Raw genomic sequence first — 24,307 nt, forward strand, 5'->3', positions numbered from 1 at the left:
TCCTTCTCGATGCGGCCTCGCCGATGAGACCGAGTGCGAAAACCATACGTCACTCGGTTTTAGTTGGCAAGCGACTAGCATTCAGGTATGGCACGACGGGGTTCGTACGCGAAGGGCATCGCCAAGCGTGAGGAGATCCTCACCGCGGCACTCGAGGTGATCGCCCGCAACGGCTACGGCCGCGCCTCGGTGCGCGAGCTCGCCGACGCCGTCGGGCTCAGCCAGGCCGGCCTGCTGCACTACTTCTCCTCGAAGGAGGAGCTGTTCGCCGAGATCCTGCGCAAGCGCGACGAGGTCGACCGCGAGACCATCGCAGCGGCCGACGCCGATAACGAGCTCAGCATGCTCGACGGATTCGTGCAGGTCATCCGCCACAACGTCGACGTGCCGGGGCTCGTGCAGCTCTACGCTCGGCTGTCGACCGAGGCGACCGAGCCCGAGCACGCCGCCCGCCCGTTCTTCGACGAGCGCTTCCGCGCCTTCCGTGAGATGGCGGCGGAGGGCATCCGCGAGAGCCAGCGCGAGGGCGGCCTGCCCGCCGACCTCGATCCCGACCGCGTGGCGACCATGCTGCTCGCCCTCGCCGACGGACTGCAGACCCAGTGGCTGATGGACCCGTCGATCGACATGGCCGCCCACATCGAGGACTTCATCCGCATCCTCAGCCGCCCCGCCGCGCCATGACCTCGCTCGCGAGCGCCGACGTCCGCCGGCACAACCTCGCGCTCGTCGCGACGCGGCTCGCCGAGGTCGGCACCGCCTCGCGCAGCGATCTGGCGGATGCCACGGGCCTCGCCCGCGGCTCGGTGACGGCGCTCGTGCGTCAGCTCGAGTCCGACGGGCTCGTGCGCGAGACCGAGCTCGTCGCCGCGGAGGGCAGGGGCCGGCCGCGCACCATGCTCGAGCTCTCGGGCGACCACCTCGCGATCCTCACGCTCCTCATCGACGCCGACCACGCGAGCGCGGTGGCCTCGACGCTCGGCGGTGAGCGGCTCACCCGGGTCGAACGCCGGCACGGGCGCCCCATGGGCGACCCCGCCCGAGTGCTCGACATCGCGGCCGAGGCGTTCGACGCCGCGCTCGGCGGGCTCGGCGATCGCGAGGTCGCCGACGCCTCCGTCGTGGTGTGGGCACCGGTCGGCGGCGACCCCGCGGTCGTGCTCGCCGACACCGACCTCGGCTGGGGAACGGTCGATCTCGTCGCCCTCCTCGCCGACCGCTCGCCCCGGTTCGCCGCGCTCGCCTCCAGCGGGCGCGTGCGACTCCTCGCCGACACCCAGGTCGCGGCGCTCGCCGAGCACGCCGCCGCGGGTCGACCGAGCGAGCTCGTCTACCTCAAGAGCGACTCGGGCATCGGCGGCGCGGTCGTCGTCGACGGGATGCCGGTCGACGGCAGCCACCACCTGGCCGGGGCGCTCGGGCACCTGCCCGTCGTTCCGGGCGGGGTGCGCTGCGAGTGCGGCCAGCACGGATGCCTCGTCACCGTCGCCGGCCCCGACGTGCTGCTCGAGCGGGCCGGCCTCTCAGGGGTCGCCCGCGATGACGGCCTCACGGTCGCGCTCGACGAGTTCGTGCGCCGCATCCGCGCAGGAGAGCCGGTGGCGGTCGACGCCTGGGAGGCGGGAGCCGCCGAGCTCGCCCGCACGCTCCAGATCGTGACGCTGACCGTCGACCCCGCGCTCATCGTCGTCGGCGGCTACCTCGCCGCACTCGCCGACGACCTCGGCGATCGGCTCGCGAAGATCCAGCCCGGCCTCGAGGGTGCGTTCCTCACCGCCCCGCAGGTCGTCGGAAGCCGGCTCGGGCGCGACGCCGCGCTCATCGGCGCCCAGCAGACCGCGGTCGCGCGCCTCCTCGCGGACCCCGCAGCACTCTCCCCCGCCTGAGTCGCGGACCGAGGGGCGCACCGACGCACGCTCGCACCCGGCTACGCATATAGTTCACGACTTGAATTTTCATGCTCCGCGCGTCACACTGAAGCCGAATGCCGCTCGGGATTCAGCCCGAGTCCTCCCGAAGCCCACGGACGTCTCGACGATGAGGAGCCCACATGTCCCTGCAACCGCCCCTGCCCGACCCCACGACCGAGCTCGCCCCGACCGGCGCCATCTCGGCCACCGAGCCCGTCCCCGGCGACCCGCCGCAGAGCCCGCCGCCGACGAAGCGCACCCTGCCCGGCATCCTGCTCGTCGCCTTCGCGCTCTTCGCCACCTACGCGGGCCTCATCGCCATCCTGCTGCCGATCCAGGTCGCCCTCATCGATGAGCAGAACAAGGTCGCGAACCTCGCGATCATCATGACGGCCTCCTTCGTGTTCACGCTCTTCGCGCAGCCGATCGTCGGTGCGATCAGCGACCGCACCCGCTCGCGCTTCGGTCGTCGCGCGCCGTGGATGGTCGGCGGCGCCCTCATCGGCGGCGTCCTGCTCGTCGGCATGGGCTTCCTCGACTCGATCCTCTGGCTCACGGTCTTCTGGGTGCTCATCCAGGTGTCCCTGAACGCCGTGCAGGGTCCGCTCTCGGCGATCACGCCCGACCGCTTCCCGCGCGACAAGCGCGGTGTCGCGAGCGCCATGTTCGGCATCGGCATGCAGATCGGCGCGACGGTCGGCATCATCGTCGCCGGCCAGTTCGGCACGAACTTCGGCATCGGCTATGCGACTTTCGGCATCATCGTGATCGTCGCCACGGTCGTCTACGTCATCATCGACCGCGACTGGTCGTCGAAGGAGGCGACGGTCGCGCCGTGGAGCTGGAAGCAGTTCTTCGGCGGCTTCTGGATCAACCCGAAGCAGCACCCCGACTTCGCGTGGGCCTTCACCGCGCGCTTCCTCTTCATGCTCGGCTACTTCGTCGTCTCGGCGTACGGGCTCTACATCCTGACCGACTACATCGGCATGGAACTCGCCGAGGCAGCCGGAGCCCAGGCCATGCTCGCGTTCGCCGCGCTCGTGCCGACCCTGGTCTCGGTGGCGATCTCCGGCTGGTGGAGCGACAGGATCGGCCGCCGCAAGGTGTTCATCTACGCCTCGTCGGCGATCATGGTGGCGAGCCTCGTCTTCCCGTTGATCATGCCGAACATGACGGGCATGCTCATCATGAACATCATCATCGGCTTCGGATTCGGGTTCTACATGTCGGTCGACACCGCACTCATGACCGAGGTGCTGCCCGGCGGCGGCACCGACGCCGGCAAGGACCTCGGCATCCTGAACATCGCCACCAACATCCCCCAGGCCATGAGCGCGGCGGTCGCCGGCATCATCATCTCGAGCCTCGGCGGCTACGCAATGCTGTTCGTGTTCGCCATGGTCTTCGTCGTGATCGCGGCCGTCGCGGTCGCCCCCATCAAGAGCGTGCGTTAGGAGTTCCACATGTCGCACACCCCCGCCCAGCCCGACACAAGCATCGAGACGGATACATCGGCGGCATCCCCGTTCGTCGAGGTCGACACGCTCGCCGGCCGCGTCCGCGGCCAGTGGCGCCCGACCAGCCGCCACGCGGGCGACGCGACCGGGGGCCGTGGCGCCGAGCGGTCGGCGGCGTTCCTCGGCATCCCCTTCGCCGAGGCGCCGGTCGGCGAGCTCCGCTTCGCGGCGCCCGTGCCGAAGGCTCCGTGGACGGGGGTGCGCGACGCCCTCGAGTTCGCGCCGACCGCGCAACGCGGCGACCCCGGCGTCACGCTCATCCCCGAGCCGAGCATCGAGGGCGACTCCACGCTCAACGTGAACGTCTTCACGCCCTCGCCCGAACGACCCGCCGACGGTGGAGCAGGCCTGCCCGTGCTCGTCTGGATCCACGGTGGCGGCTACTTCGCCGGCTCGCCCGCGAGCCCCTGGTACGACGGCCGCAACTTCAACCGCGACGGCGTCGTGACCGTGACGATCTCGTACCGGCTCGGCTTCGACGGCTTCGGCTGGATCGAGGACGCACCGTCGAACCGCGGCATCCGCGACTGGCTGCTCGCGCTCGAGTGGGTGCAGCAGAACATCGCCGACTTCGGCGGCGACCCCGGGCGGGTCACGATCGCCGGCCAGTCGGCGGGCGGTGGCGCCGTGCTGACGCTCCTCGGCATGGAGGCGGCGCAGCACCTCTTCCACGGCGTCTACGCGATCTCGGGGGCGACGGCCGATGTCACGCCCGAGCGCGCCGAGGCGCTCGGGCGCAAGGTCGCCGCAGAGCTCGGCGTCGAGCCGACCCTCGCGGGCTTCCGCTCGGTGAGCGAGGAGCGCCTGCTCGAGGTGCAGAAGGCGGCGACCGCGCTCGAGGGCCCCGACGCCATGAACGAGCTGCTCGAGCTCGGCCTGCAGCTCGGCCCGACGATCGACGGCGAGCTGCTGCACCGCTCGACGGTCGACTCGCTCGCAGCGGGCATCGGCGCCGGCAAGCCGCTCGTGCTCGGCGCGACCGACGACGAGTTCGCGATGGCGCTCATGGATGCTCCGAAGATCCTGCGCTTCGTGCCGAAGTCGATGCTCGTGAAGAAGTCCGGCCTGACGAAGGCGCAGGTGCGCCCGTACCTCGCGGCGAACCGCGACGTCTCGAAGCACGGCAACGCCCGTCTGCTCGGCCGCCTCATCACCGACCGCATGTTCAAGGTGCCGATGCTCCGCGTGGTCGCGGCCCGCGCGCGCCTCGCCGATGCCGCAGGCACGTGGCTCTACCGCTTCGCGTGGCCGAGCGGCACGTTCGGGTTCGCCGAGCACTGCCTCGACGTGCCGTTCTTCTTCGACTGCCTCGACGGCCCCGCGATGGTGCCGCTCGCGGGGCCGAACCCGCCGCAGACGCTCGCCGACGAACTGCACGCCGGCGCGGTCGCGTTCGTCGCGACCGGCGACCCCGGCGAGGCGTGGCCGCGCTGGTCGGATGCCTCGCGCGCGACCCGCGTGTACGACACCCCGACGACCGTGGCGGACGACGGCTACGCGAGCGTGCGCCCGCTGCTCTGACCGTCCCTTCCCCCGCTGCGCCCCGCCTCACCCCACGAGGTGGGGCGCAGTGGTACGAGATGACCCCCGAACGGGGTACGTGACCCCGCGACGCGAGCCGAGCATGCTTGCGACATGACCGCGGCCGGCGAATCTCCCGTACCCACCACCACCGGCCCGCTCGACGAGGTGCACCGGGCCCAGTCGGCCCGCCTGCTCGACCACCTCGTCGTCCACGGGCCGGCCACCCGCTCCGAGCTCGCCACGGCGACGGGGCTCGGGCGGGGCACCATCGCGGGGCTCACCTCGCGCCTGCTCGACGCCGGCGTGCTGCGCCCGGGTGGCACGGCGGCATCGGGCGACGGCCGCGCCGCCCCGCTCGCACTCACCGCGGCCGACCGGGTGCTCGTCACCGCGATGCTCACCCCCGACGACGCGATCGCCACCGTCGCCACGCTCGGCGGCGACGAGATCGCCCGATTCGTCGAACCGCTGATCCCCGTCGACGGCGATGCCGCCGACCCGCTCGAACTCCTCGCGATCGTGCTCACCCGCGCCGCCGCCAGGGCGCAGCGCGGGAACCATCCCGTCGCCGACCTCACCGTGCTCGTCGACGGCGCCGTCGTCGGGCGACCCGCGGTCGTGGTCGCCGACGCCCGCCTCGGCAGCGAGCCCGTCGACGTGCTCGGCGCGCTGCGGATCCTCGCCCCGGCGCTCGCCGAGCTCGAGCCCGGGCTGGCGCTCCCGATCACCCTTCTGCCTTCGGCGTCGGCGGCCGCGTCCGCCGAGCACGCCGAACTGCCGGGCATCGACGAACTGCTCTACATCGCGGGCGACGACGCGGTGACCGCCGCGGCGATCTCGGGCGGCCGCCCGCTCACCGGCGCGCACGGGCTCGCCGCCACCTTCGCGCACCTCCCGGTCGTGCCCGGCGGTGCTCGCTGCACCTGCGGACAGCTGGGCTGCCTCGCCACGGTCGCGGCACCCGAGCTGGTGCTCGAGCGCGCCGGCCTCACGGAGTTCGCCGCCGCCCACGGTCGCACTGCAGCCCTCGCCGAGCTCGTCGAGCGGGTCGCGGCCGCCGACGACCGGGCGCGCTGGTCGTGGCTCGACGCCGCGCACTGGATCGGCCGGGCGCTGCAGCTCGTCGTGCCGACCCTCGATCCGTCCGCGGTCATCGTCGGCGGTTACTGGGGCGTCCTCCTCGGCGACGTCGATGCCGCGTTCCGCGCGAACCGGCCGACGATCGGCGGCGGTGCGCTCGAGGCGATCCCGACGCTGGCGCCCGCCCGTCTCGGCCCCGGGGCCGTGTTCGCCGGTGCCCGGCGTCAGGCGCGCGAGCGCCTGGTCGCGGAGCCGTCGCTGCTCGCCGGCTGAGTCGTCCGCGGCCGGTGCCGCAGCCTGCTCGCGATGCCCCAGCCGGTGACGCGCAGCATCGCCTCGACGACGATGCCGATGCTCATCTTCGAGCGCCCGCGCTCGCGCTCGACGAAGGTGACGGGCACCTCGGCGATCGTGAGGCCGGCCTCGCGGGCGTGCCACAGCATGTCGACCTGGAACCCGTAGCCGCGGGTGTGCACGTCCTCGAGGCGCACCCGCCGCAGCCCGTCGGCCCGGAACGCCCGGTACCCGGCGGTGGCGTCGCGCGTCGGCAGCCGCAGCACCCAGCGGGCGTAGGCGCTGCCGCCGCGCGAGAGCAGCTGACGTCGCCGCGGCCAGTTCTGGATCGAACCCCCCGGCACCCAGCGCGAGCCGATCACGAGATCGACGGGTTCGCCCGCCGGGTCGACGCCGGCGAGCGCCGCGAGCATCGCGGGCAGCTGCTCGGGCAGGTGAGAGCCGTCGGCGTCCATCTGCACGATCGGGTCGTACCCGCGGGCGAGCGCCCAGTCGAAGGCCGCGAGATACGCCGCGCCGAGCCCCTCCTTGCCGGCCCGGTGCAGCACCTGCACGGCGCCGTCGGCGGCCGCGAGCTCGTCGGCGAGCACCCCGGTGCCGTCGGGCGAGGCATCGTCGACGACGAGCACCGAGGCATCCGGAACCGCCGTGCGCACCCGGCCCACGATGGTGGCGAGGTTCTCACGTTCGTTGTACGTGGGGATCACCACGAGCGGTCGGGACATCCCTCGAATCGTAACCGCTCACGCCGGTCGCGTCGCGCGCGCCCGGTCAGCGCACCCCCGACATGAGCTTCAGCACCCCTCGGCTGCCCACGGCGAGCGCGAGGCCGAGCACGATCGCGATGCCGCCGAGCACGCCGAAGTAGACGACTTCGTTCTCGCTCGAGTAGAACTCGGCGAGCCGCCCGGAGATCGCCGTACCGAGCGCCACCGAGAGGAAGAAGAGCGCCACCATCTGCGTGTGGAACACCTTCGGCGCGAGCTTCGTCGTCACCGAGAGGCCGACCGGCGAGAGCAGCAGCTCGGCCACGGTGAACACGAAGAGGATGCCGATGATCGCGAGCAGCGGCGTCGAGTTCGCTGCGCCGCCCGCGAATGGGATGAACAGGAGGAAGGCGACGCCCATGATGGCGGTGCCGAGTGCGAACTTGATCGGCGTCGAGGGCTGGCGGTCGCCGAGCTTCGTCCAGATGGCGGCGAAGACGCCCGACAGGATGATGATGAAGATCGGGTTGATCGACTGCACCCAGGACACCGGCATCTCCCAGCCGAACAGGTCGCGGTTCAGCTGCTCGTCGGAGTAGATCGTGAGCACGGTGAACTGCTGCTGGTACAGCGACCAGAAGGCGACGCTCGCGATGAACAGGGGGATGAATCCGAGCACCCGACGGCGTTCGATGGACTCGATGCGACGGCTCCCGAGGATCACCGCGAAGTACGCGATCGCCGCGGCGATCGTGCCCATGATCACCCACGTGACGAGGTTCGTCGCGGTGATCGCGCCGGTGAGGACGAGCACGACGACGGCGATGACGGCCGCGACGGCGATCGCGATCACCAGCCCGATGCGATCGCGGGGCAGCGGGTTCGGCACGGCCGACGCGACGGCGGGCAGCCGCTTGCGCCCGAACGAGTACTGGATGAGTCCGATCCCCATGCCGACCGCCGCGAGCCCGAAGCCCCAGTGGAACCCGAGCGTCGAGGCGAGCAGCCCCGTGAGGATCGGCCCGAGGAACGCGCCGAGGTTGATGCCGAGGTAGAAGATCGAGAAGCCGGCGTCGCGGCGGGGGTCGTGCTCGGAGTACAGCGTGCCGACGACGCTCGTCGCGTTCGCCTTGAGGCCTCCCGAGCCGAAGGCCACGAGCACGAGCCCGACGCCGACGCCCACGAACCCGGGCAGCAGGGCGAGTGCGATGTGTCCGGCCATGATGACGATCGCGCTGTAGAACAGCACCCGCTCGCTGCCGAGGAGCCGGTCGGCGAGCCACGCCCCGAGGATCGTCGAGAGGTACACGCCGCCGCCGTACGCGCCGACGATGCCGGCCGCGGCGGTCTGGTCCATGCCGAGGCCGCCCTCGGCGGCCGAGTAGTAGAGGTAGATCAGCAGGATGCCCTGCATGCCGTAGAAGCTGAAGCGCTCCCACATCTCCACGCCGAAGATGTTCGCGAGTGATCGAGGCTGTCCGAAGAAGCCGTGATCGCCCCGGGTGTCGCGCTCGACCGGCACGCTGCCGTTCGCGGGCTCAGGCGGCCCGGACTCCCCCGGGGCAGGTTCGGTGACGCTGCCCATGCGTTTCACCCTACTCCCGACCGCCATCCCCCGGCCCGATCCGGGGGTGAGCCCCCGTTGCCGCGCCGGCCGGGCTGGCTACCATCGGTCGTGGGAGCGAAAGCACCCATCGGCAAGGGGGAAGATCATGACTCGCATGACGCGCACGGGCCGGACGATCGCGATCGTCGCGGTCGCAGCGGCGGCCACGATGGCGATGAGCGGATGCGCCTGGCTCGCGCCGCCCGAGCGGTTCAGCGACGACGCCACGCTCGACGAGCAGGTGCAGTCGATCGAGATCGAGCACCCCGAGGGCAGCGTGACCGTCGAGGGCGTCGAGGGCGCCACGGCCGTCTCGGTGTCGCGCACCGTGTCGTATCGGGGCGACCGCGAGATCGGCTCCACGTTCGAGGTGCAGGGCGACGTGCTCGTGCTCGGCGGATGCGGTCGCAACTGCTCGGTCGACTACACGGTCGAGGTCCCGATCGGCGTCGACGTCAGCGGGGCGACCTCGAACGGGGCGATCGCCCTCACCGGGGTGAACGAGGTCGAGGTCGAGACGAGCAACGGACGCATCGAGCTCGACGACGTCACGGGCGGGATCGAGGCGAAGACGAGCAACGGACGCATCGAGGGTCGGGGGCTCGCCGGCGACGGCGTGCGCGCCTCGACCTCGAACGGGGCGATCGAGCTGCGCCTGGCGACGCCGCAGGACGTCGAGGCCCACACCTCGAACGGCTCGATCGACGTCTCGGTGCCGTCGGCCGAGGGGAGCTACCAGGTCGAGACCGACACCTCGAACGGTTCGGTCGACGTCGACATCGACGACGTCGTCGACGGCGAGTTCCTGCTCGACCTGTCGACCTCGAACGGCTCGATCACCGTCAGCGGCGGCTGAGCCCCGCCCCTTGCCCCGGCGTCGTGCTTGCGGCATCCTGAGCTGACCCGGCCGCCGCCGGCGCGACCGGGGAGGGCGAGTGGAGGCATCCGACCACGACGAACGGCTGCGCCGCCTGCAGCGGCTGGCCTACGGCGCCGACACCTCGCCCGAGGAGCGCGCGGCCGCCGAGGCCGAGCTGCAGGCGTTGTCGGATGCCGCGGCGAGCGCCGCCACCGCCGCCGCCGCGGAGTCTGCGGTCGAGGTCGTGTCCGACGACACCGGCTCTCCGGCGACGCCCGGAGACGTCGACGCCCCGGCACGCGAAGGAGCCGCCTCCTCGACGACGATGCGCTGGGCGATCGGGGCCGGCGTCGCCGCGCTCGTGATCGGCATCACCGTGGGCGTCGGCGTCTCGGGGCTCACGGCCGTTCCGGCGGGCGCGGGGGCGCCCGGATCGGCCGACGCGATCGGCGCCGACACGCAGGCTGAAGCGAGCACCGAGCCATCCGTCATCACCGGACCGGGCACGCCCGTGGAGCTCACGCCCGTCTACGAGGTGTTCGAGCGCGAGCAACGCCCGTCCGACCTCGTGGCCGACGACGTGCTCGCGGGAAGCGATCTCGATCGGACGGGAACGCGGCTGCTCGTCACGCGATCCGACGGCGCCACCCTGTACGCCGCGACCCTGGGCGGGGGTGCCGACCTGTGCCTCGTCGTGGTCGTGCCCGAGATCGGCGCGGGCAGCGCCTGCACCGACGGGGGCGTCCTGCCGCCCGAGGGGCTGGCCGTCAGCTTCGGCTTCGGCGAGGGCACCCCGATCACCGCGAGCCTGCACGCCGACGGCACCGCCGGGTTCAGCGCCGCCGAGGCGCCCGCCGCCGGTTGACGCCGGGGGTGCGGAGCGTCAGCCGTTGCGGGCGTCGCGCCAGGCGAGCCAGCGCTTCACCGGCTCGAGGTCGTAGTCGGGTCCGTCGACCCCGATCGTGAAGAGCCGCACGCCCGCGCCGAAGAGGGCGTCGGCGTGCTCGACGTCGAGCCCGTGCCGGTCGAGCTCGTTCGAGACGGTGATCTCCGAGACATCCCGCCCGACCTCGTCGCACCAGCGACGCAGTACGTCGAGCTTGTGCGCGATCTCGTCGGGCCCGACGAACGAGTGCCAGATGTCGGCGTGCTTCGCGACCAGCCGCAGGGTCTTCTGCTCGCCCTTGCCGCCGATCATCACGGGAATGCGCCGGGTCGGCGCGGGGTTCAGCTTCGCCCAGCGCGCCTCGATGCGGGGCAGTGCCGCGCCGAGGGCGTTCAGCCTCGAGCCACGCGTGCCGAACTCGTAGCCGTACTCGTCGTAGTCGCGCTCGAACCACCCGGCGCCGGTGCCGAACACGAAGCGGCCGACCCCGGTGCCCTTCGCCGAGATGTGGTCGATCGTGCGGGCCATGTCGGCCTGCAGGTCGGCGTTGCGGTACGAGTTGCAGTTGACGAGCGTGCCGAACTCGATGCGCTCGGTCTGCTCGGCCCAGGCGCCGAGCATCGTCCACGCCTCGAAGTGCAGGCCGTCGCGGTCGCCGTGCAGCGGGAAGAAGTGGTCCCAGTTGAAGACGAGGTCGGCGCCGAGGTCTTCGAGGCGCAGCACCGCGTCGCGGATGGCCGGGTACTGCGCGTGTTCGGGCTGCAGCTGCACGCCGAGGCGCACGCGGTCGTCGTAGGGCATGCCGACAGCCTAGGGTCAGCGGATGTCGCGGCGGGGCCGTGCGGTCGGCCGCCGCCGCGACATCCGGTTCGCTCACTCCTTGAGGTCGAGCATCGGGGTCGGCCGACGGAAGCCCTTCGTCGCGATCGCGAGGATGATCACGCCGACCGCGAGCCAGATGCCGCCGATCAGGAACGTGAGTCCCGACAGGCTCGTCCAGAGCCACACGGTGAGCGCGAAGCCGATGAGCGGCAGGATCAGGTTGCGCACGAGGCTCCACCCCGCGCGCTCCTTGCGATCGACGTAGTAGTGCTTGATCACCGAGAGGTTCACCACGGAGAACGCGATGAGCGCACCGAAGCTGATCATGCTCGCGAGGACGTTGAGGTCGATCCAGATCGCGGCCAGCGACACGACCGACACCACGAGGATCGCCACGTGCGGGGTGCCGAACCGCTTGTTGAGGTGCCCGAAGACCGACCGAGGGAGCACGCCGTCGCGGCCCATCGCGAACAGGATGCGCGCGACGGACGCCTGCGAGGTGAGCGCCGACCCGAAGGCGCCCGCCACGAATCCGGCGATGAAGAGCGGCGTGAGCCACTGTCCGCCGACCGCGGCCACGACGTCGAACGCCGCGGTGTCGGCAGAGCCGAACTCATTCGACGGGAAGCCGATCTGCGCGCTGTACGCGAGCAGGATGAAGAGCAGGCCCGCGCCGATCGTCGTGATCATGATCGCCCTGGGCACCGTGCGGGTGGAGTCCTTCGCCTCCTCCGAGAGGGTCGACACGGCGTCGAACCCGAGGAACGACAGGCAGAGGATCGCGGCACCGGCGAACAGCGTCCCGAATCCCTCGACGGTGCCGTCGCCCGTGAACGGGGCCAGCAGGTCGACGTCGCTGCCGGAGGCCGAGGCGATCACGAGCGACACGAACACGACGATGAAGATCACCTGCACGGCGATGATCACGAAGTTCGCGCGCGCGACCGAGACGATGCCGATGAGGTTCAGCACGGTGACGATCGCGATCGCCAGCACGATCCAGACCCACGGCGGCACCGCCGGGAACGAGGTGTTCAGGTAGAGCCCGAGCACCAGGTAGTTGATCATCGGCAGGAACAGGTAGTCGAGCAGCAGCGCCCACCCGGCCATGAAGCCGACGGCCCCGCCGAAGCTCCGCTGCGCGTACACGTAGGCCGAACCGGCGAACGGGTACGCCACCGCCATCCGCGCGTACGAGCGCGCGGTGAACACCATGACGACGAGGGTGATGATGTACGACGCCGCCACGCGGCCGCCGGTGATCTGCGTGACGATGCCGTAGGTGGTGAAGACCGTGAGCGGCACCATGTAGGCGAGCCCGAAGAGCGTGAGGGAGGGCACGCCGAGGACGCGCTTGAAGCGACCCTCGGTGACCTGCGCGGTCGCCGAGGTCGGCGAGATCAGCGGCTCGGGGCCGGACGAGTGGGACATGGACGGGGGATCCTTTCGTGGGTGCGCGGCTACGTTGCGGCGCGGTATCGGGGGCTTCCTGCGAGGTAGGTGGCGAGGACGGCGACGCCGGCGAGCTCGCCGGCCGGGACGTCGCGCGGGTCGCGCGCGAGGTGGACGAGGTCGGCGCTCGCACCGGGTTCGATGCGGCCCCAGGGGGTGGACGCCTCGTCGGCGAACGCCTGGTGGGCGACGGCCGTCGAGTACGCGTCGAGGGCGCGATCGACGGGCAGGATCTCGGCGGGGGTCCAGCCGCCCGCGGGCACGCCCTCGGCGGTCTGCCGCGACACGGCGATCGCGAGGCCGTCGAGCGGGGCGCCCGAGCTGACGGGCCAGTCCGAGCCGAACGAGAGCACGGCGCCCGAGTCGTCGATCGTGCGCATGCGGTACTGCCGATCGGCGCGCTCCTGCCCGAGGCGCGGCACGGTCAGCACGGTCATGAGGCCGTCGAGCTGCGCCCAGAGCGGCTGCATGCACGCGATGACCCCGAGCTCGGCGAAGCGGGCGAGGTCGGCGTCGTCGACGAGCTGCGCGTGGGCGACGACGGGCCGCCGGTCGCGGGGGCCGTTCGCGTCGATCGCCCGCTCGATCGCGTCGAGGGCCTCGCGCACGGCCGCGTCGCCGATCGCGTGGATGTGCACCTGGAACCCGGCCGCGTCGACGGCGCGCACGGCGTCGGCGAGGTCGTCGCCCTGCCACACGGTCATGCCGAGCTTGCGGTCGCCGTGGTCGTGGAGCCCGGTGCAGTAGGGCTCGAGCAGGGCGCCGGTCTCGGACTCGATGACCCCGTCGGCGAAGAACTTCACGGTGTTCGCGGTGAGCATCGGCGAGCCGAGCTCGGCCACGCGGCGGCGCGACTCGCGCATGAGCGGGAGCTGCGCGGCGAAGCGCCGGGGGTCGGCGTACAGCGCGAGGTTGAACCGCACGGGCAGGATGCCGCGCTCAGCCGCCTCGAGGTAGCTGTCGACGTCGCCGGGCTCGACCCAGGCGTCCTGCACCCAGGTGACGCCCCGTTCGAGGTAGTACTCCCCCGCGCGTCGCAGTGCGCGCATGCGCTCCTCGGCGGGCCTGACGCCGGCGGCGTCGAGCACGAGCTCGACCGCGCCCCACTCGCGCAGGGTGCCGAGCGGGGTGCCGTCGGGGCGGCGCATGATCTCGCCGAGCACCGGGTCGGGGGTCTCGGCGTCGATGCCGGCGAGCTCGAGCGCCCGCGAGTTCACCCACACCGTGTGGTAGTCGTAGGCGCGCAGCACGACCGGCCGGTCGGCGACCGCGGCGTCGAGCCAGTGCGCGTCGAAGAGCCCCTCCTCGACGAGGCTCGGGTCGTACGAGGCGCCCACGATCCACTCGGCGTCGGGGTTCGCCGCGGCGTACCCGGCGACGGCCGCGACGATCTCGTCGACGGTGCGGCAGTCGCGCACGGCCGGCCCCTCGGCCTCGAGCCCGCCGAAGAGCGGGTGGGCATGCCCGTCGCCGAAGGAGGGCATGAGGAACCCGCCGCCGAGGTCGACCGCCCCGACCTCGGTGGCCGCGAGCGCGGCGTCGGCCGCGGCATCCGCCTCATCGTCGAACGCGACGACCAGCCCGTCGCGCACGAAGAGCGAGCGCGCCGTGGGCGCTCCCGCGCCGCGCCAGATGGTTCCGCCGGAGAAGTGGATCGTCGTCATGCACCGTTGCCTTCGTGAGCCGGGAGCGCCGTACGAACGATGTTCGTACGAACACTGTTCGTATCAGTGCTGAGAGGTTACACTCTCGGCAGGGCGGACGGAAGAGTCGAGGTGCGGCGATGTCGACGGTGAATCGCGAGCAGCTCGTGCACGCCGCGCTCGAGCTCGTCGACGAGCAGGGCAGCGAGGCGCTCACCATGCGCAGCCTCGCGAAGCGCGTGAACCGGCAGGTCTCCTCGCTCTACAACCACGTCGGCAGCCGCGACGAGCTCATCGAACTCGTGCGCGCCCGCATCGTCGAGGACATCGACACCTCCCCCTTCGCCGAGCATCCCTGGGACGTGGCGCTCGAGGCCTGGGCGCGCTCGTACCTCACGGTCTTCGCGGCCCACCCGAACCTCATCCGCGTGCTCGCGACGACGCCCATCCGCGACGTGTCGACCTTCGTGATCTACGACGAAGTCATCGGCGCGCTCATCGACGGGGGCTGGCCCCTGCACGACGCGGTCGCCGTGATGCGCACGGTCGAGGCGCACGTGCTCGGGTCGGCGCTCGACATCGTCGCACCGAGCGACATGCTCGACCAGGCCTCGGTGCCCGCCGAGCTCGAGCGGGTCCACGCCGCGCTCGACCCGCGCTACGAGGAGTCCACGAGCGCCACCGCCGCGTTCGAGCTCGGCATCGCCGCGCTCCTCGACGGCCTCCGCGCGCGGCGTGCCACCCTCGCCCCGATCGACTGACACCGCAGCACCCCGCACGAATCCCGCGCGAACGGGTGTCACGGCGCAAAGAACCCGCGTACACTCCCACCATGGACAACCTCGATCGCGCCATCCTCGACCTGCTCCGGCAGAATTCCCGGGCCGGGTACGGCGACATCGGGTCGTCCGTCGGGCTCAGCGCCTCGGCCGTCAAGCGCCGCGTCGACCGGCTCGTCGCCGACGGCGTCATCCGCTCGTTCACGATCCAGGTCGACCCCACCGTCGACGGGATGTCGACCGAGGCGTACGTCGAGTTGTTCTGCCGCGGCACCGTGGCGCCCGACGAGCTCAAGCGCATCCTCCAGGACGTGCCCGAGGTCGTCTACGCGGGCACCGTCACCGGCAGCGCCGACGCGATCGTGCAGATCCGCGCCCGCGACATCGCCTCCCTCGAAGACGCGCTCGAACGGGTGCGCATCGCCCCGAACGTCGACCACACGCGCAGCGCGATCGTGCTCTCGCGCCTCGTGAACCGCAACCGCGACTGACCCGATGACGGGCCGGAGCGCCTCGCGCCGAGGCATCCGGCAGAATTCCGCCACGCGCGGTGTGACCTTTCCGATTCTCCCGACATCTCTCAGGTGAGGGAGGTGGACGTGGAACACTACATCGACGTCGGCGACGACGAACTGCTCGCCGGACTCGTGCGCGGCGACCGGAGCGCGTTGCCGGTCCTGTTCGATCGCCACGCGCCGACCGTCACACGCTACGCGTGGGCGATCGCGCAGAATCGGCAGGACCTCGAAGAGATCGTGCAGGACACGTTCATCACGCTCTGGCGGAAGTCGGCCGAGATCGTGCTCTACGAGGCATCCCTGCTGCCGTGGCTGCTGACCACCTGCCGCTACCTCGCCGCGAACGCCGGTCGCCGGCACTTTCGCAACCAGGCCGACGAGCTCCCCGATGACTCGCGCCTCGGGCGGTCGACGCATGCGCACCGCGAGGCGGAGAACGCCAAGGAGCAGCTCCGCTGGGTGCTCGACGAGATCGCCCGGCTCGACCCGATCGATCGACGCGTCTGCGAGCTCTGCCTTGTCGACGGCGTGCCCTACGGCGAGGCGGCCGAGTCCCTCGGCCTCTCCGTCGGAGCCGTCAAGCAACGTGTCCTGCGCAGCCGCGCACGACTCAGGAAGGCGGTGACCGCCGATGAGAACTGAACCCCCGAACGGCGACGAGCTCGATCGCCTGCTCTTGTCGATGCGACAGAAGGTGATCGAGCAGACCGAGAACGGGCCCGCCCCCCGCGTTCGCGAATCGCGCCTGCGCAACGGCGTGCTCGGCGCACTCGCCGCGATCGCCCTGCTTCTCGGTGTCGGTGCCGGGGCCGCGTTCGCGTTCGGGCTCTGGCCCGACGGCCCCGAACCCGAGCCGGTGGCGATCTCGACGCCGACCGCCGCACCGTCCGCGGCGCCGTCGCCGACCACGACGATCGAGCAGGAGGAGTACACGACCGTTCCGGCGCCCGACCCCGTGCCCGCGGTGATCGAGATCTCCTCGGAGCGCGTGGCCGTGATCGCCGATGACGGATCGGAGTTCGCCGCGTACAGCTACTTCGAGGAGCCCGCCCCGCTGATCGCACTGCTCACCGAGCAGCTCGGCGAACCGGTCGTCACCGAGGTTCGCCCGCAATGGGAGGGATACAGCTCGACCCAGTACGAGTGGGACGGATTCGTGCTCTCGGACGGCATCCATCCGCCGGATCCACCGTTCAGCCCCGGCTTCTTCGTCCGGGCAACCGCGGCGGCGGTCGGCGACCTTGTCGTCCGCACGCCCCCGGGCGTCGGTACCGCAGCAGGGGTGTCGGTGGGGGATTCGACGGCAGACATCGTCGCGGAAGAATCCTGGTCGGAACATCCCAATTCCGACACAAGCCGGGCTCGGCGATCGACACGGATCGGTATAGGAGAGCCCCTTCCACCGCTCAGTCCGGCAGTGAACGAGTTCGAAGCCAACTTCGGTGTGTGGGTGACGGCTGATGCAGAAAGCGATCTCGTGGTCGAACTCATTGCACCGGCGGCGAACTACGGGGTGTGAGCGTCACGCGGTCCGGTTGACCGCCCTCGACGGAGCGTCATAACCTGAGCGCCATGCTCGAACTCGACCCCGCGTCATCCCTGCCGCCCTCCGAGCAGCTGCACGGGGCCGTCGTCGCCGCGATCGCCGACGGCGGGCTCGCCCCCGGGTCGAAGCTGCCGACCGTGCGCGCCCTCGCTGAGCAGCTCGGCCTGGCGGTGAACACCGTCGCGAAGGCGTACAAGGCACTCGAGGCCGACGGCGTCGTCGAGGGGCGGGGCCGCAACGGCACCTTCGTCGCCGAACACGGTGATCCCGCCGAGCGGGCCCTGCAGACCGCCGCAGCCGACTACGCCGCGCTCGCGCGCCGGCTCGGCGTCGGGGCATCCGACGCTCGTGCCATCGTCGTCGCCGCGCTCGACGCCGGCTGACGCCGACGCCGACGCCGGGGCATCCCGCCCTACTCGGCGACCGGGATCGGCTGCTTCGGGAGCTTGCGCACCTTCGCCCGGCGGCGACGGCGCTCGGGAATCATCGAGCGCATCTCCTCGAGCTTGCCGAAGCAGAGCAGGCGATCGTCGGCCTCGAGCACGACGCCCTTGCGCGGGTTCGGGATGACGGTCGTGCCCCGGTGCAGCGTCAGCACCGTGATGTCCCGCTCCCAGAGTCCGGATTCGCCGAGGGTCTTGCCCACGAGGTCGGCGTTGCCGTGCACGAGCAGCTCGGCGACGCCGTAGCCGGTCGAGACCGTGAGCCGCTGGCGCACGTCGATCTCGGGGAACGCGACCTGGTTCGCCATGTAGTCGATGATCGCGCCCGCGACGTCGAGGTTCGTCGCGGTCTCGATGCCCTGCAGCCCGGGCGAGGAGTTGACCTCCATCACCAGCGGGCCGTCGTTGCCCTCGAGCATGTCGACGCCGGCCACCTTGAGGCCCATGATCTGCGCCGAGCGCACGGCGGCGAGCTCGTACTCGGGCGAGAGCTCGACGGCCTCGACGCTGCCGCCGCGGTGCACGTTGGAGCGGAACTCGTCGCCGTTCGCGACGCGGCGCATCGCCGCGACGACGCGGTCGCCGACGACGAGGGCACGGATGTCGCGACCCCGGCTCTCGGCGATGAACTTCTGGATGAGCACGTTCTGCTTCGTCGAGTGCAACGTCTCGATGATGGCCTCGGCGACCTTCACCTGCGGCGCGAGGATGACCCCGATGCCCTGCGTGCCCTCGAGCAGCTTGATGACGACGGGCGCCCCGCCGACCTGCTCGATCGCCGGTCGCACGTCGGCGCGGTTGCGCACGAACGCGGTGGGAGGCAGCGCGATGTTGTGGCGCGAGAGGATCTGGTTCGCGCGCAGCTTGTCACGGGCGTTCGAGATGCCGTTCGCCGTGTTCGGCGTGTAGACGTCCATCTGCTCGAACTGACGGACCACGGCCGTGCCGAAGTACGTGATCGAGTTGCCGATGCGCGGCAGGATCGCGTCGTAGTCGGAGAGCGGACGCCCGCGGAACTGCAGGTCGGGCTCGGGGCCCGAGAGGTCGATCGCGAATCGCAGGGTGTTGAGCACCTTCACCTGGTGACCGCGCTGCTGCGCGGCGGCGCGCAGTCGCTGGGTCGAGTACGCCTGCGGCGCGCGCGAGAGGATCGCGAGTTTCATCGGGTGAGCCCTGCCAAGATGGTCGAGTGAACGAGGAATCCCATTCAAGCACCATCGCCGGGTGGCGCGAATGGGTGAGCCTGCCGGATGCCGGAGTGCCCTGGATCAAGGCGAAGCTCGACACGGGCGCCCGCACCTCGTCGTTGCACGCCTTCGACGTGGAGGAGCTGCCCGGTTCGTCGGATGCCCCGGGCGGCGAGCCGCTCGGCCGCGTGCGTTTCGGCATCCGCCCCTGGCAGGAGAGCGACGACGACGCGGTCGTCGTCGAGCTGCCCGTGCACGACCGGCGTCAGGTGCGCAGCTCCTCGGGGCACTCCGAGGAGCGGATCGTCGTGCTCCTCGACCTCGTGCTGCAGGAGCGCACCGTGACCGCCGAGGTGACCCTCACGAACCGCGACGAGATGGGCTTCCGCATGCTCATCGGCCGCGAGGCGCTGCGCCAGGGCTTCGTCGTCGATTCGGCCCGGTCGTTCGTCGGCGGGCGTGCACCCCGTGGCATCCGCCGCCGCAATCGCGGGCACGCGTAGCGACGCGCGTGACCGAGGCAACGACCGCGACCGAGGAGCCGGCGGAGCCCTCGGCGCTCCGTGCGGCGCTGTGGCGGCGCCTCATCCGCAATCCGCTCGTCTGGGCGGCGGTGTGCTTCGCGCTGACCGTGCCCTGGTTCGCCGCCGGGCAGGGAATGGAGTTCGTGCCCTACCTGCTGATGCTCGTCGGCGGCTGGCTGTGCGGGTTCTCCTTCGTGAACCTGACGTTCCGCATCAGGCCCGAGCGCGACGGGGCGATCCTGCACGTGGTCGGCGCGGTCGTGGCGGGGGCTCTCGTCTGGTTCATGGTCGACGTCGGTCAGCCGCTGCTCGAGACCGCACCCGAGCCGATCAAGATCGCGTTCATCATCGCGCAGTTCGCCACCATCCCCGCCGCCGGGTGGATCTGGCTCGGCCTCCTCTCACGCATCACCTCGGCCGTCGGGCGCCCCTCGAAGAAGCGGCCCGCACGGGTCACTCCCGAATGGGTACGCGCCGAGACCGGTCGCGGCTCGGAGGTGCGGTTCACCGCGGTGCCGATGACGATGCGCGCCCTCACGACCGCGATCGTGCTGATCGTCATGGTGGTCGGTGCCGTCGCCGTCGTCGCACTCATCGCCGTCACCGAATACGTCGTACAGCTCGGTCCGCGCTTCGCGATCTTCCTCGTCGGCGTCGTGTTCGCGCTGCCCGCGTACTTCATCTACATGGCGGTCGTGCAGCGTCGCACCCTCGACTGCACGATCGGCTTCGGCGACGACCGGCTGTGGCTCCGCACCGACGCATCGGCGACCGGGGCGATCGGTGCATCGACGACCATCGTGAAGTTCGACGAGCTCGACGAACTCGTGTGGCGCTGCAACAGCGACTACGCCCGCGTCGAACTGCGCGGCGCGAACCTCGATGTCTCGCTCATCACGGGCATCGCCAAGGGCCGGCGGGGCTTCACCGCCGAGCTTCCGGCGCTGCCTCGGCGGGTGCTCGGGCGGCTCGCCGACCTCGGCTTCGAGCTCGAACGCTCGAAGCGCGACGAGGTGCTGACGTTCCGGCGCCCCCCGACCTCGTCGGTCGAGCCGGCTGCGTAGCGCTCAACAGGATGAGCCGGCCGGCACGCCCGCAGCTGCGGGTGCCGACCGGCTCATCCTGTTCACGCGAGTCGCACCGAGCGACCGGTGGTCTCGACGGACCGGGCTCAGATCACCCCGTCGGACAGGGTCGTCGGGTTGCCGAAACGGTGGTTCGTGATCGAGATCGCCTGCTCGTGCAGGAACGGCAGCAGCTCGACGCGGCCCGACGGGGTCACGGGGTGCGACCACACGGCGACGTCGGGGGTGCCGCCGAGCGCCGAGGCCAGCGCCGAGGCGTCCCCGCCGACGAGTCGCACCCGGCTCGCGCCGAGCGCCGACGCCGCGTCCTTCGCGACCCGGCCGAGCCAGGCGGCGTCGCCCTCGCGCACGATCTTCACGTCGCGCGCGGCGAGCAGCGCGCGCACGCCCTTCGGCAGCTCGACGGCCGACGACAGGGTGAACGCCGACTTCGCGAGGAGCCCGGCCGCGATGACCCGCAGGCCCTCCGCGAGCGAGGCGCGTTCCCCGATGCGCACGGCCACGGGCAGCGAGCGGTAGCGGAAGAGGTTGCGCTCGACGCCGACGCCCGAGACGTCCTTCACCGTGCCGTACTCCTCGGCCCAGGCGACCTCGTCGGAGAGCGCCGAACGGCGCAGCACCTCGAACGAGTCGTAGTCGAGGGCCGACTGCGAGGCCTCGATGAGCTCGGAGACGCGCCGCTCGAGCCCGCGCAGGTGCAGCGACTTCGAGACGCTTCCGCCCGCGGGCACCCAGTCGCCGAGGCCGAACAGGTAGTTCGGACCGCCCGCCTTGGCGCCGGCACCGACGGCCGACCGCTTCCAGCCGCCGAACGGCTGCCGCTCGACGATGGCGCCGGTGATGCCGCGGTTGACGTAGAGATTGCCTGCCTCGACCTTGTCGAGCCAGGTCGCGAGCTCGCCCGCGTCGAGCGAGTGGAGGCCGGCGGTGAGGCCGTAGTCGACCGCGTTCTGGAGTCGGATCGCCTCGTCGAGGTCCTTCGCGTGCATGATGCCGAGCACCGGTCCGAAGAACTCGGTGAGGTGGAAGTACGAGCCGGGCGCGACGCCCGTGCGCACGCCGGGCGACCACAGCTTGCCGCTGCCGTCGAGCTGCTTCGGCTCGACGAGCCACTCCTCGCCGATGCCGAGCTGGGTGAGCGCGTGCAGCAGCTTGCCGTTCGCGGGCTCGATGATCGGGCCCATCTGGCTCTGCGCATCGGCCGGGTAGCCGACCCGCAGCGAGGTCGCCGCATCGACGAGCTGACGGTGGAAGCGCTCGGACTTCGCGACCGAGCCGACGAGGATCACGAGCGAGGCCGCCGAGCACTTCTGGCCGGCGTGGCCGAAGGCGCTCTTCGCGACGTCGGAGGCGGCGAGGTCGAGGTCGGCCGACGGCGTCACGATGATGGCGTTCTTGCCGCTCGTCTCGGCGAGGAGGGGCAGGTCCTCGCGGAACGAGCGGAACAGCTCGGCCGTCTCGTAGGCGCCGGTGAGGATGACCCGGTCGACGGCGGGGTGCGAGACGAGCTGCTTGCCGAGCTCGCGTTCGCCGATGTCGACGAGCGCGAGGAGGTCGCGCGGGATGCCCGCCTCCCACAGCGCCTCGACCATGACGGCGCCCGAGCGCTGCGCGAGCTTCGCGGGCTTGATGACGACGCCCGAGCCTGCGGCGAGCGCGGCGAGCACGCCGCCCGCGGGGATCGCGACGGGGAAGTTCCACGGCGGGGTCACGACGGTGAGCTTGGACGGCACGAACGTCGCGCCCTGCACGTGGTCGAGCTCGCGGGCCCGCTCGGCGTAGTAGTGCGCGAAGTCGATGGCCTCGCTGATCTCGGGGTCGGCCTCGGCGATGGTCTTGCCCGTCTCGGCGGCCATGACCTCGATCAGGCGGTCGCGGTTCGCAGCGAGCGCGAGACCGGCGCGGTGCAGCACGGCGGCGCGCTCGGCGCCGGGCAGCTCGCCCCAGGCCTTGCCCCGTGCGGCGACCGACGCGATGATCTGCTCGAGCTCGGACTCGTCGTCGACGCGGGCGGCCTCGATGGTGGCCAGGCCCAGGGTCGTGTCGGGCACGCGGGCGAGGATGCGGCGACCCCACTCGCGGTTCGGCGCGAGCGCCGGGTCGGTGTCGGGTTCGTTGCTGAAGCCGGGGGTCACACCAGGGCCGCTCGGCGCGGCGGCGACCGGCGCGGCAACGGCCGAGGCGGCGGCCGACTCGTCGTCGGCGGTCGCGAAGCCGGATGCCACGTCGTCGGTGAGCTGCGTTCCGCCCGAGCCGCGCGTGATGCCGAGCACGACGCTCGTGAGCGAGGCGTCGTCGTCGTGCTCGGTGCCGGGCGCCGGGGCCTCGGGTGCGGCGATCGCCGCGGCGAGCGCGTCGCCGTCCCACTCGGTGCGGCGGTTCTGCGTGCGGTTCGGGGTCGGCGCCGAGACATCCGCTTCGAGCGCGGCGAGCGAACGCTCGTAGCGGGCGCGCTCGCGTTCGAAGAGGCGCTCGTTCGCCGCGAGCTCGAACACGGCCGACATGAAGTTGTCGTCGCTCGCGTTCTCCTCGAGGCGGCGGATCAGGTAGGCGATGGCGACATCGAACTCGGAGGGGTTCACGACGGGCGTGTACAGCAGCAGGTTGCCGACGTCGCCGCGCACCGCCTCGGACTGACCGGTCGCCATGCCGAGCAGCATCTCGAACTCGACGCGGCTCTCGACCCCGCGCTCGCGCGCCGTGAGCCAGGCGTGGGCGACGTCGAAGAGGTTGTGGCCCGCGACGCCGAGCTTCACCGCGTGCGTGCGCTCGGGCGTCATCGACCAGTCGAGCACGCGCTTGTAGTTCGTGTCGGAGTCCTGCTTGGTGCCGTAGGTCGCGACGGGCCAGCCGTGCACGGCGGCGTCGACGTGCTCCATGGCGAGGTTCGCGCCCTTGACGACGCGCACCTTGATCGGGGCGCCGCCGCCGGCGCGACGCGCGGTCGCCCAGGTGGTGAGCTCCTGCATGGCGCCGAGCGCGTCGGGCAGGTAGGTCTGCAGCACGATGCCCGCCTCGAGGCCGCGCAGCTGCGGCTGGTCGAGGAGGGTCGTGAACACCGCGATCGTGAGGTCGAGGTCGCGGTACTCCTCCATGTCGAGGTTGATGAACTTCGACTTGCCGCGGGCCTCGCTCGCCGCGGCGAGCTCGTAGAGCGGCGTGAGCTTGGCGACGACCTTCGCGACGGCCTCGTCGAACGACCACATCGAGAGCTGGCTGACGACTGACGACACCTTGATCGAGACGTAGTCGACGTCGTCGCGGGCGAGGAACTCGAACGTGCCCGTGAGGCGGCGGTCGGCCTCCTGCTCGCCGAGCACGGCCTCGCCGAGGAGGTTGAGGTTCAGGCGGTTGCCCGACTCGCGCAGCTTCGCGATCGCGGGGCCGAGCTTGTCGGGGGTCGCGTCGAGCACGAGGTGGCCGACCATGGCGCGCAGCACCCGGCGCGCGATCGGGATGACCGCCCACGGCAGCACGGGCGCGACGACGCCGCCGAGGCGGATCGCGGCCTTGAGGTACCACGGCAGGAACTTCGGGGTGAGCTTCGCGACCTGCTCGAGGTTGCGGCCCGCGACGCCGAGGTCTTCGGGGCGCATCACGCCGTCGACGAAGCCGACGGTGAAGGCGAGTCCGTTCGGGTCCTTCAGCACGCCCGCGAGGCGCTGGGCGGCAGGCTCGACGGGGTACTTCGCGCTCTCTTCGAGCCAGCGGCGCACGAGGGCGACGACGTGATCGGTATCCGGCCGGGCATCCGTGGCGGCGTTCGACATGGTCACGAGGGTAGTGTCCTTTTCTTCGGGCGCGCCGGGGGTACGCGCGCCTGTCGGATCAAGTGTGCGCCCGAGCCATCCATTCGGTACAGCGAATGATTCTGATGAATACTGTTCGGAAGAACCGAAAGATCAGCCGGATGCCACGGAGGCCC

Annotated in this window: 21 protein-coding genes; 14 read left to right on the plus strand and 7 right to left on the minus strand. The window is 71.4% G+C overall.

The genetic code is table 11. The annotated features are described in order from the left end of the window. The first annotated feature begins 87 nt into the window (after positions 1-87). From ACFVTR_RS17310 to ACFVTR_RS17330, 5 genes are all read left to right on the plus strand, one after another. The gene (locus ACFVTR_RS17310; RefSeq protein ID WP_376942206.1) at positions 88-684 is read left to right on the plus strand and encodes a TetR/AcrR family transcriptional regulator; all 597 of its coding nucleotides are present in this window, start codon (positions 88-90) and stop codon (positions 682-684) included. Beyond that, entirely contained in the window at positions 681-1,886 is a 1,206-nt protein-coding gene (locus ACFVTR_RS17315; protein WP_387039322.1) for an ROK family protein, read from the plus strand. Before ACFVTR_RS17310 ends, ACFVTR_RS17315 begins: the two co-directional genes overlap by 4 nt. Before the next feature lie 164 nt (positions 1,887-2,050). Continuing rightward, entirely contained in the window at positions 2,051-3,364 is a 1,314-nt protein-coding gene (locus ACFVTR_RS17320; protein ID WP_387039323.1) for an MFS transporter, read from the plus strand. A gap of 9 nt (positions 3,365-3,373) precedes the next feature. Then, the gene (locus ACFVTR_RS17325) at positions 3,374-4,948 is read left to right on the plus strand and encodes a carboxylesterase/lipase family protein (protein WP_387039325.1); all 1,575 of its coding nucleotides are present in this window, start codon (positions 3,374-3,376) and stop codon (positions 4,946-4,948) included. A 114-nt stretch (positions 4,949-5,062) separates the two neighbouring features. Continuing rightward, positions 5,063-6,304, plus strand: a complete 1,242-nt coding sequence (locus ACFVTR_RS17330; protein ID WP_387039327.1) for an ROK family protein — start codon at positions 5,063-5,065, stop codon at positions 6,302-6,304. Here the strand turns inward: ACFVTR_RS17330 and ACFVTR_RS17335 are convergent. After that, positions 6,256-7,050, minus strand: coding sequence for a polyprenol monophosphomannose synthase (locus ACFVTR_RS17335; protein WP_387039328.1), 795 nt, complete (start codon positions 7,048-7,050; stop codon positions 6,256-6,258). The two genes, ACFVTR_RS17330 and ACFVTR_RS17335, sit on opposite strands and share 49 nt — an antisense overlap. 46 nt (positions 7,051-7,096) lie before the next feature. Beyond that, entirely contained in the window at positions 7,097-8,617 is a 1,521-nt protein-coding gene (locus tag ACFVTR_RS17340; RefSeq protein WP_387039330.1) for a peptide MFS transporter, read from the minus strand. 127 nt (positions 8,618-8,744) lie between these two features. On the opposite strand from ACFVTR_RS17340, the gene ACFVTR_RS17345 reads away from it, so the two are divergent. Next, positions 8,745-9,494: a DUF4097 domain-containing protein gene (locus ACFVTR_RS17345; protein ID WP_387039332.1), complete on the plus strand. Its 750-nt coding sequence runs from the start codon at positions 8,745-8,747 to the stop codon at positions 9,492-9,494. 79 nt (positions 9,495-9,573) lie between these two features. After that, entirely contained in the window at positions 9,574-10,362 is a 789-nt protein-coding gene (locus ACFVTR_RS17350) for a hypothetical protein (protein WP_387039334.1), read from the plus strand. Positions 10,363-10,380: 18 nt separating this feature from the next. Here ACFVTR_RS17350 and ACFVTR_RS17355 read toward each other — a convergent pair whose 3' ends face one another. The 3 genes from ACFVTR_RS17355 to ACFVTR_RS17365 all read right to left on the minus strand — a co-directional run bounded on the left by ACFVTR_RS17355 (position 10,381) and on the right by ACFVTR_RS17365 (position 14,321). Beyond that, the gene (locus tag ACFVTR_RS17355; RefSeq protein ID WP_387039336.1) at positions 10,381-11,184 is read right to left on the minus strand and encodes an LLM class F420-dependent oxidoreductase; all 804 of its coding nucleotides are present in this window, start codon (positions 11,182-11,184) and stop codon (positions 10,381-10,383) included. Between the two features lie 72 nt (positions 11,185-11,256). Continuing rightward, entirely contained in the window at positions 11,257-12,636 is a 1,380-nt protein-coding gene (locus ACFVTR_RS17360) for an APC family permease (RefSeq protein ID WP_387039338.1), read from the minus strand. A gap of 29 nt (positions 12,637-12,665) precedes the next feature. After that, positions 12,666-14,321, minus strand: a complete 1,656-nt coding sequence (locus ACFVTR_RS17365) for an amidohydrolase (RefSeq protein WP_387039340.1) — start codon at positions 14,319-14,321, stop codon at positions 12,666-12,668. A 119-nt stretch (positions 14,322-14,440) separates the two neighbouring features. On the opposite strand from ACFVTR_RS17365, the gene ACFVTR_RS17370 reads away from it, so the two are divergent. The 5 genes from ACFVTR_RS17370 (at position 14,441) to ACFVTR_RS17390 (ending at position 17,526) form a co-directional block, all read left to right on the plus strand. Then, the gene (locus ACFVTR_RS17370) at positions 14,441-15,061 is read left to right on the plus strand and encodes a TetR/AcrR family transcriptional regulator C-terminal domain-containing protein (protein ID WP_387039341.1); all 621 of its coding nucleotides are present in this window, start codon (positions 14,441-14,443) and stop codon (positions 15,059-15,061) included. A 71-nt stretch (positions 15,062-15,132) separates the two neighbouring features. Beyond that, positions 15,133-15,570, plus strand: a complete 438-nt coding sequence (locus ACFVTR_RS17375; RefSeq protein WP_022889580.1) for an Lrp/AsnC family transcriptional regulator — start codon at positions 15,133-15,135, stop codon at positions 15,568-15,570. Between the two features lie 108 nt (positions 15,571-15,678). Further along, positions 15,679-16,239, plus strand: a complete 561-nt coding sequence (locus tag ACFVTR_RS17380) for an RNA polymerase sigma factor (RefSeq protein WP_387039343.1) — start codon at positions 15,679-15,681, stop codon at positions 16,237-16,239. Between the two features lie 214 nt (positions 16,240-16,453). Beyond that, on the plus strand, positions 16,454-17,116 hold the full coding sequence (locus ACFVTR_RS17385; RefSeq protein ID WP_387039345.1) for a hypothetical protein: 663 nt from the start codon (positions 16,454-16,456) through the stop codon (positions 17,114-17,116). A 53-nt stretch (positions 17,117-17,169) separates the two neighbouring features. Then, positions 17,170-17,526 (plus strand): GntR family transcriptional regulator, encoded by a 357-nt coding sequence (locus ACFVTR_RS17390; RefSeq protein ID WP_387039347.1) that lies wholly within the window; start codon positions 17,170-17,172, stop codon positions 17,524-17,526. 29 nt (positions 17,527-17,555) lie between these two features. Here the strand turns inward: ACFVTR_RS17390 and ACFVTR_RS17395 are convergent, their stop codons facing one another. Beyond that, positions 17,556-18,749 carry a RimK family alpha-L-glutamate ligase gene (locus ACFVTR_RS17395; protein ID WP_387039349.1) on the minus strand — a complete coding sequence of 398 codons (1,194 nt, stop codon included), beginning with the start codon at positions 18,747-18,749 and terminating at the stop codon, positions 17,556-17,558. 26 nt (positions 18,750-18,775) lie between these two features. Here ACFVTR_RS17395 and ACFVTR_RS17400 point away from each other — a divergent pair, with 26 nt between their 5' ends. Both ACFVTR_RS17400 and ACFVTR_RS17405 read left to right on the plus strand, forming a co-directional pair. Continuing rightward, a complete protein-coding gene (locus ACFVTR_RS17400) occupies positions 18,776-19,276 on the plus strand; it encodes an ATP-dependent zinc protease (protein ID WP_387039351.1) in 501 nt (166 codons plus the stop codon). A gap of 8 nt (positions 19,277-19,284) precedes the next feature. Then, the gene (locus tag ACFVTR_RS17405) at positions 19,285-20,361 is read left to right on the plus strand and encodes a hypothetical protein (protein WP_387039352.1); all 1,077 of its coding nucleotides are present in this window, start codon (positions 19,285-19,287) and stop codon (positions 20,359-20,361) included. Between the two features lie 107 nt (positions 20,362-20,468). Here ACFVTR_RS17405 and ACFVTR_RS17410 read toward each other — a convergent pair whose 3' ends face one another. Then, complete coding sequence (locus ACFVTR_RS17410; RefSeq protein WP_387039354.1) at positions 20,469-24,152, minus strand: proline dehydrogenase family protein; 3,684 nt, start codon at positions 24,150-24,152, stop codon at positions 20,469-20,471. Positions 24,153-24,307: the final 155 nt, after the last annotated feature.

The sequence above is a fragment of the Agromyces sp. NPDC058126 genome (assembly GCF_042884595.1).
In the GTDB taxonomy this organism is placed as follows: Bacteria; Actinomycetota; Actinomycetes; order Actinomycetales; family Microbacteriaceae; genus Agromyces.

Coding starts and splice junctions, on each gene's coding strand:
- ACFVTR_RS17310 (WP_376942206.1), top strand. CDS start 88: ATGGCACGACGGGGTTCGTACGCGAAGGGCATCGCCAAGCGTGAGGAG.
- ACFVTR_RS17315 (WP_387039322.1), top strand. CDS start 681: ATGACCTCGCTCGCGAGCGCCGACGTCCGCCGGCACAACCTCGCGCTC.
- ACFVTR_RS17320 (WP_387039323.1), top strand. CDS start 2,051: ATGTCCCTGCAACCGCCCCTGCCCGACCCCACGACCGAGCTCGCCCCG.
- ACFVTR_RS17325 (WP_387039325.1), top strand. CDS start 3,374: ATGTCGCACACCCCCGCCCAGCCCGACACAAGCATCGAGACGGATACA.
- ACFVTR_RS17330 (WP_387039327.1), top strand. CDS start 5,063: ATGACCGCGGCCGGCGAATCTCCCGTACCCACCACCACCGGCCCGCTC.
- ACFVTR_RS17335 (WP_387039328.1), bottom strand. CDS start 7,050: ATGTCCCGACCGCTCGTGGTGATCCCCACGTACAACGAACGTGAGAAC.
- ACFVTR_RS17340 (WP_387039330.1), bottom strand. CDS start 8,617: ATGGGCAGCGTCACCGAACCTGCCCCGGGGGAGTCCGGGCCGCCTGAG.
- ACFVTR_RS17345 (WP_387039332.1), top strand. CDS start 8,745: ATGACTCGCATGACGCGCACGGGCCGGACGATCGCGATCGTCGCGGTC.
- ACFVTR_RS17355 (WP_387039336.1), bottom strand. CDS start 11,184: ATGCCCTACGACGACCGCGTGCGCCTCGGCGTGCAGCTGCAGCCCGAA.
- ACFVTR_RS17360 (WP_387039338.1), bottom strand. CDS start 12,636: ATGTCCCACTCGTCCGGCCCCGAGCCGCTGATCTCGCCGACCTCGGCG.
- ACFVTR_RS17365 (WP_387039340.1), bottom strand. CDS start 14,321: ATGACGACGATCCACTTCTCCGGCGGAACCATCTGGCGCGGCGCGGGA.
- ACFVTR_RS17370 (WP_387039341.1), top strand. CDS start 14,441: ATGTCGACGGTGAATCGCGAGCAGCTCGTGCACGCCGCGCTCGAGCTC.
- ACFVTR_RS17375 (WP_022889580.1), top strand. CDS start 15,133: ATGGACAACCTCGATCGCGCCATCCTCGACCTGCTCCGGCAGAATTCC.
- ACFVTR_RS17390 (WP_387039347.1), top strand. CDS start 17,170: ATGCTCGAACTCGACCCCGCGTCATCCCTGCCGCCCTCCGAGCAGCTG.
- ACFVTR_RS17395 (WP_387039349.1), bottom strand. CDS start 18,749: ATGAAACTCGCGATCCTCTCGCGCGCGCCGCAGGCGTACTCGACCCAG.
- ACFVTR_RS17410 (WP_387039354.1), bottom strand. CDS start 24,152: ATGTCGAACGCCGCCACGGATGCCCGGCCGGATACCGATCACGTCGTC.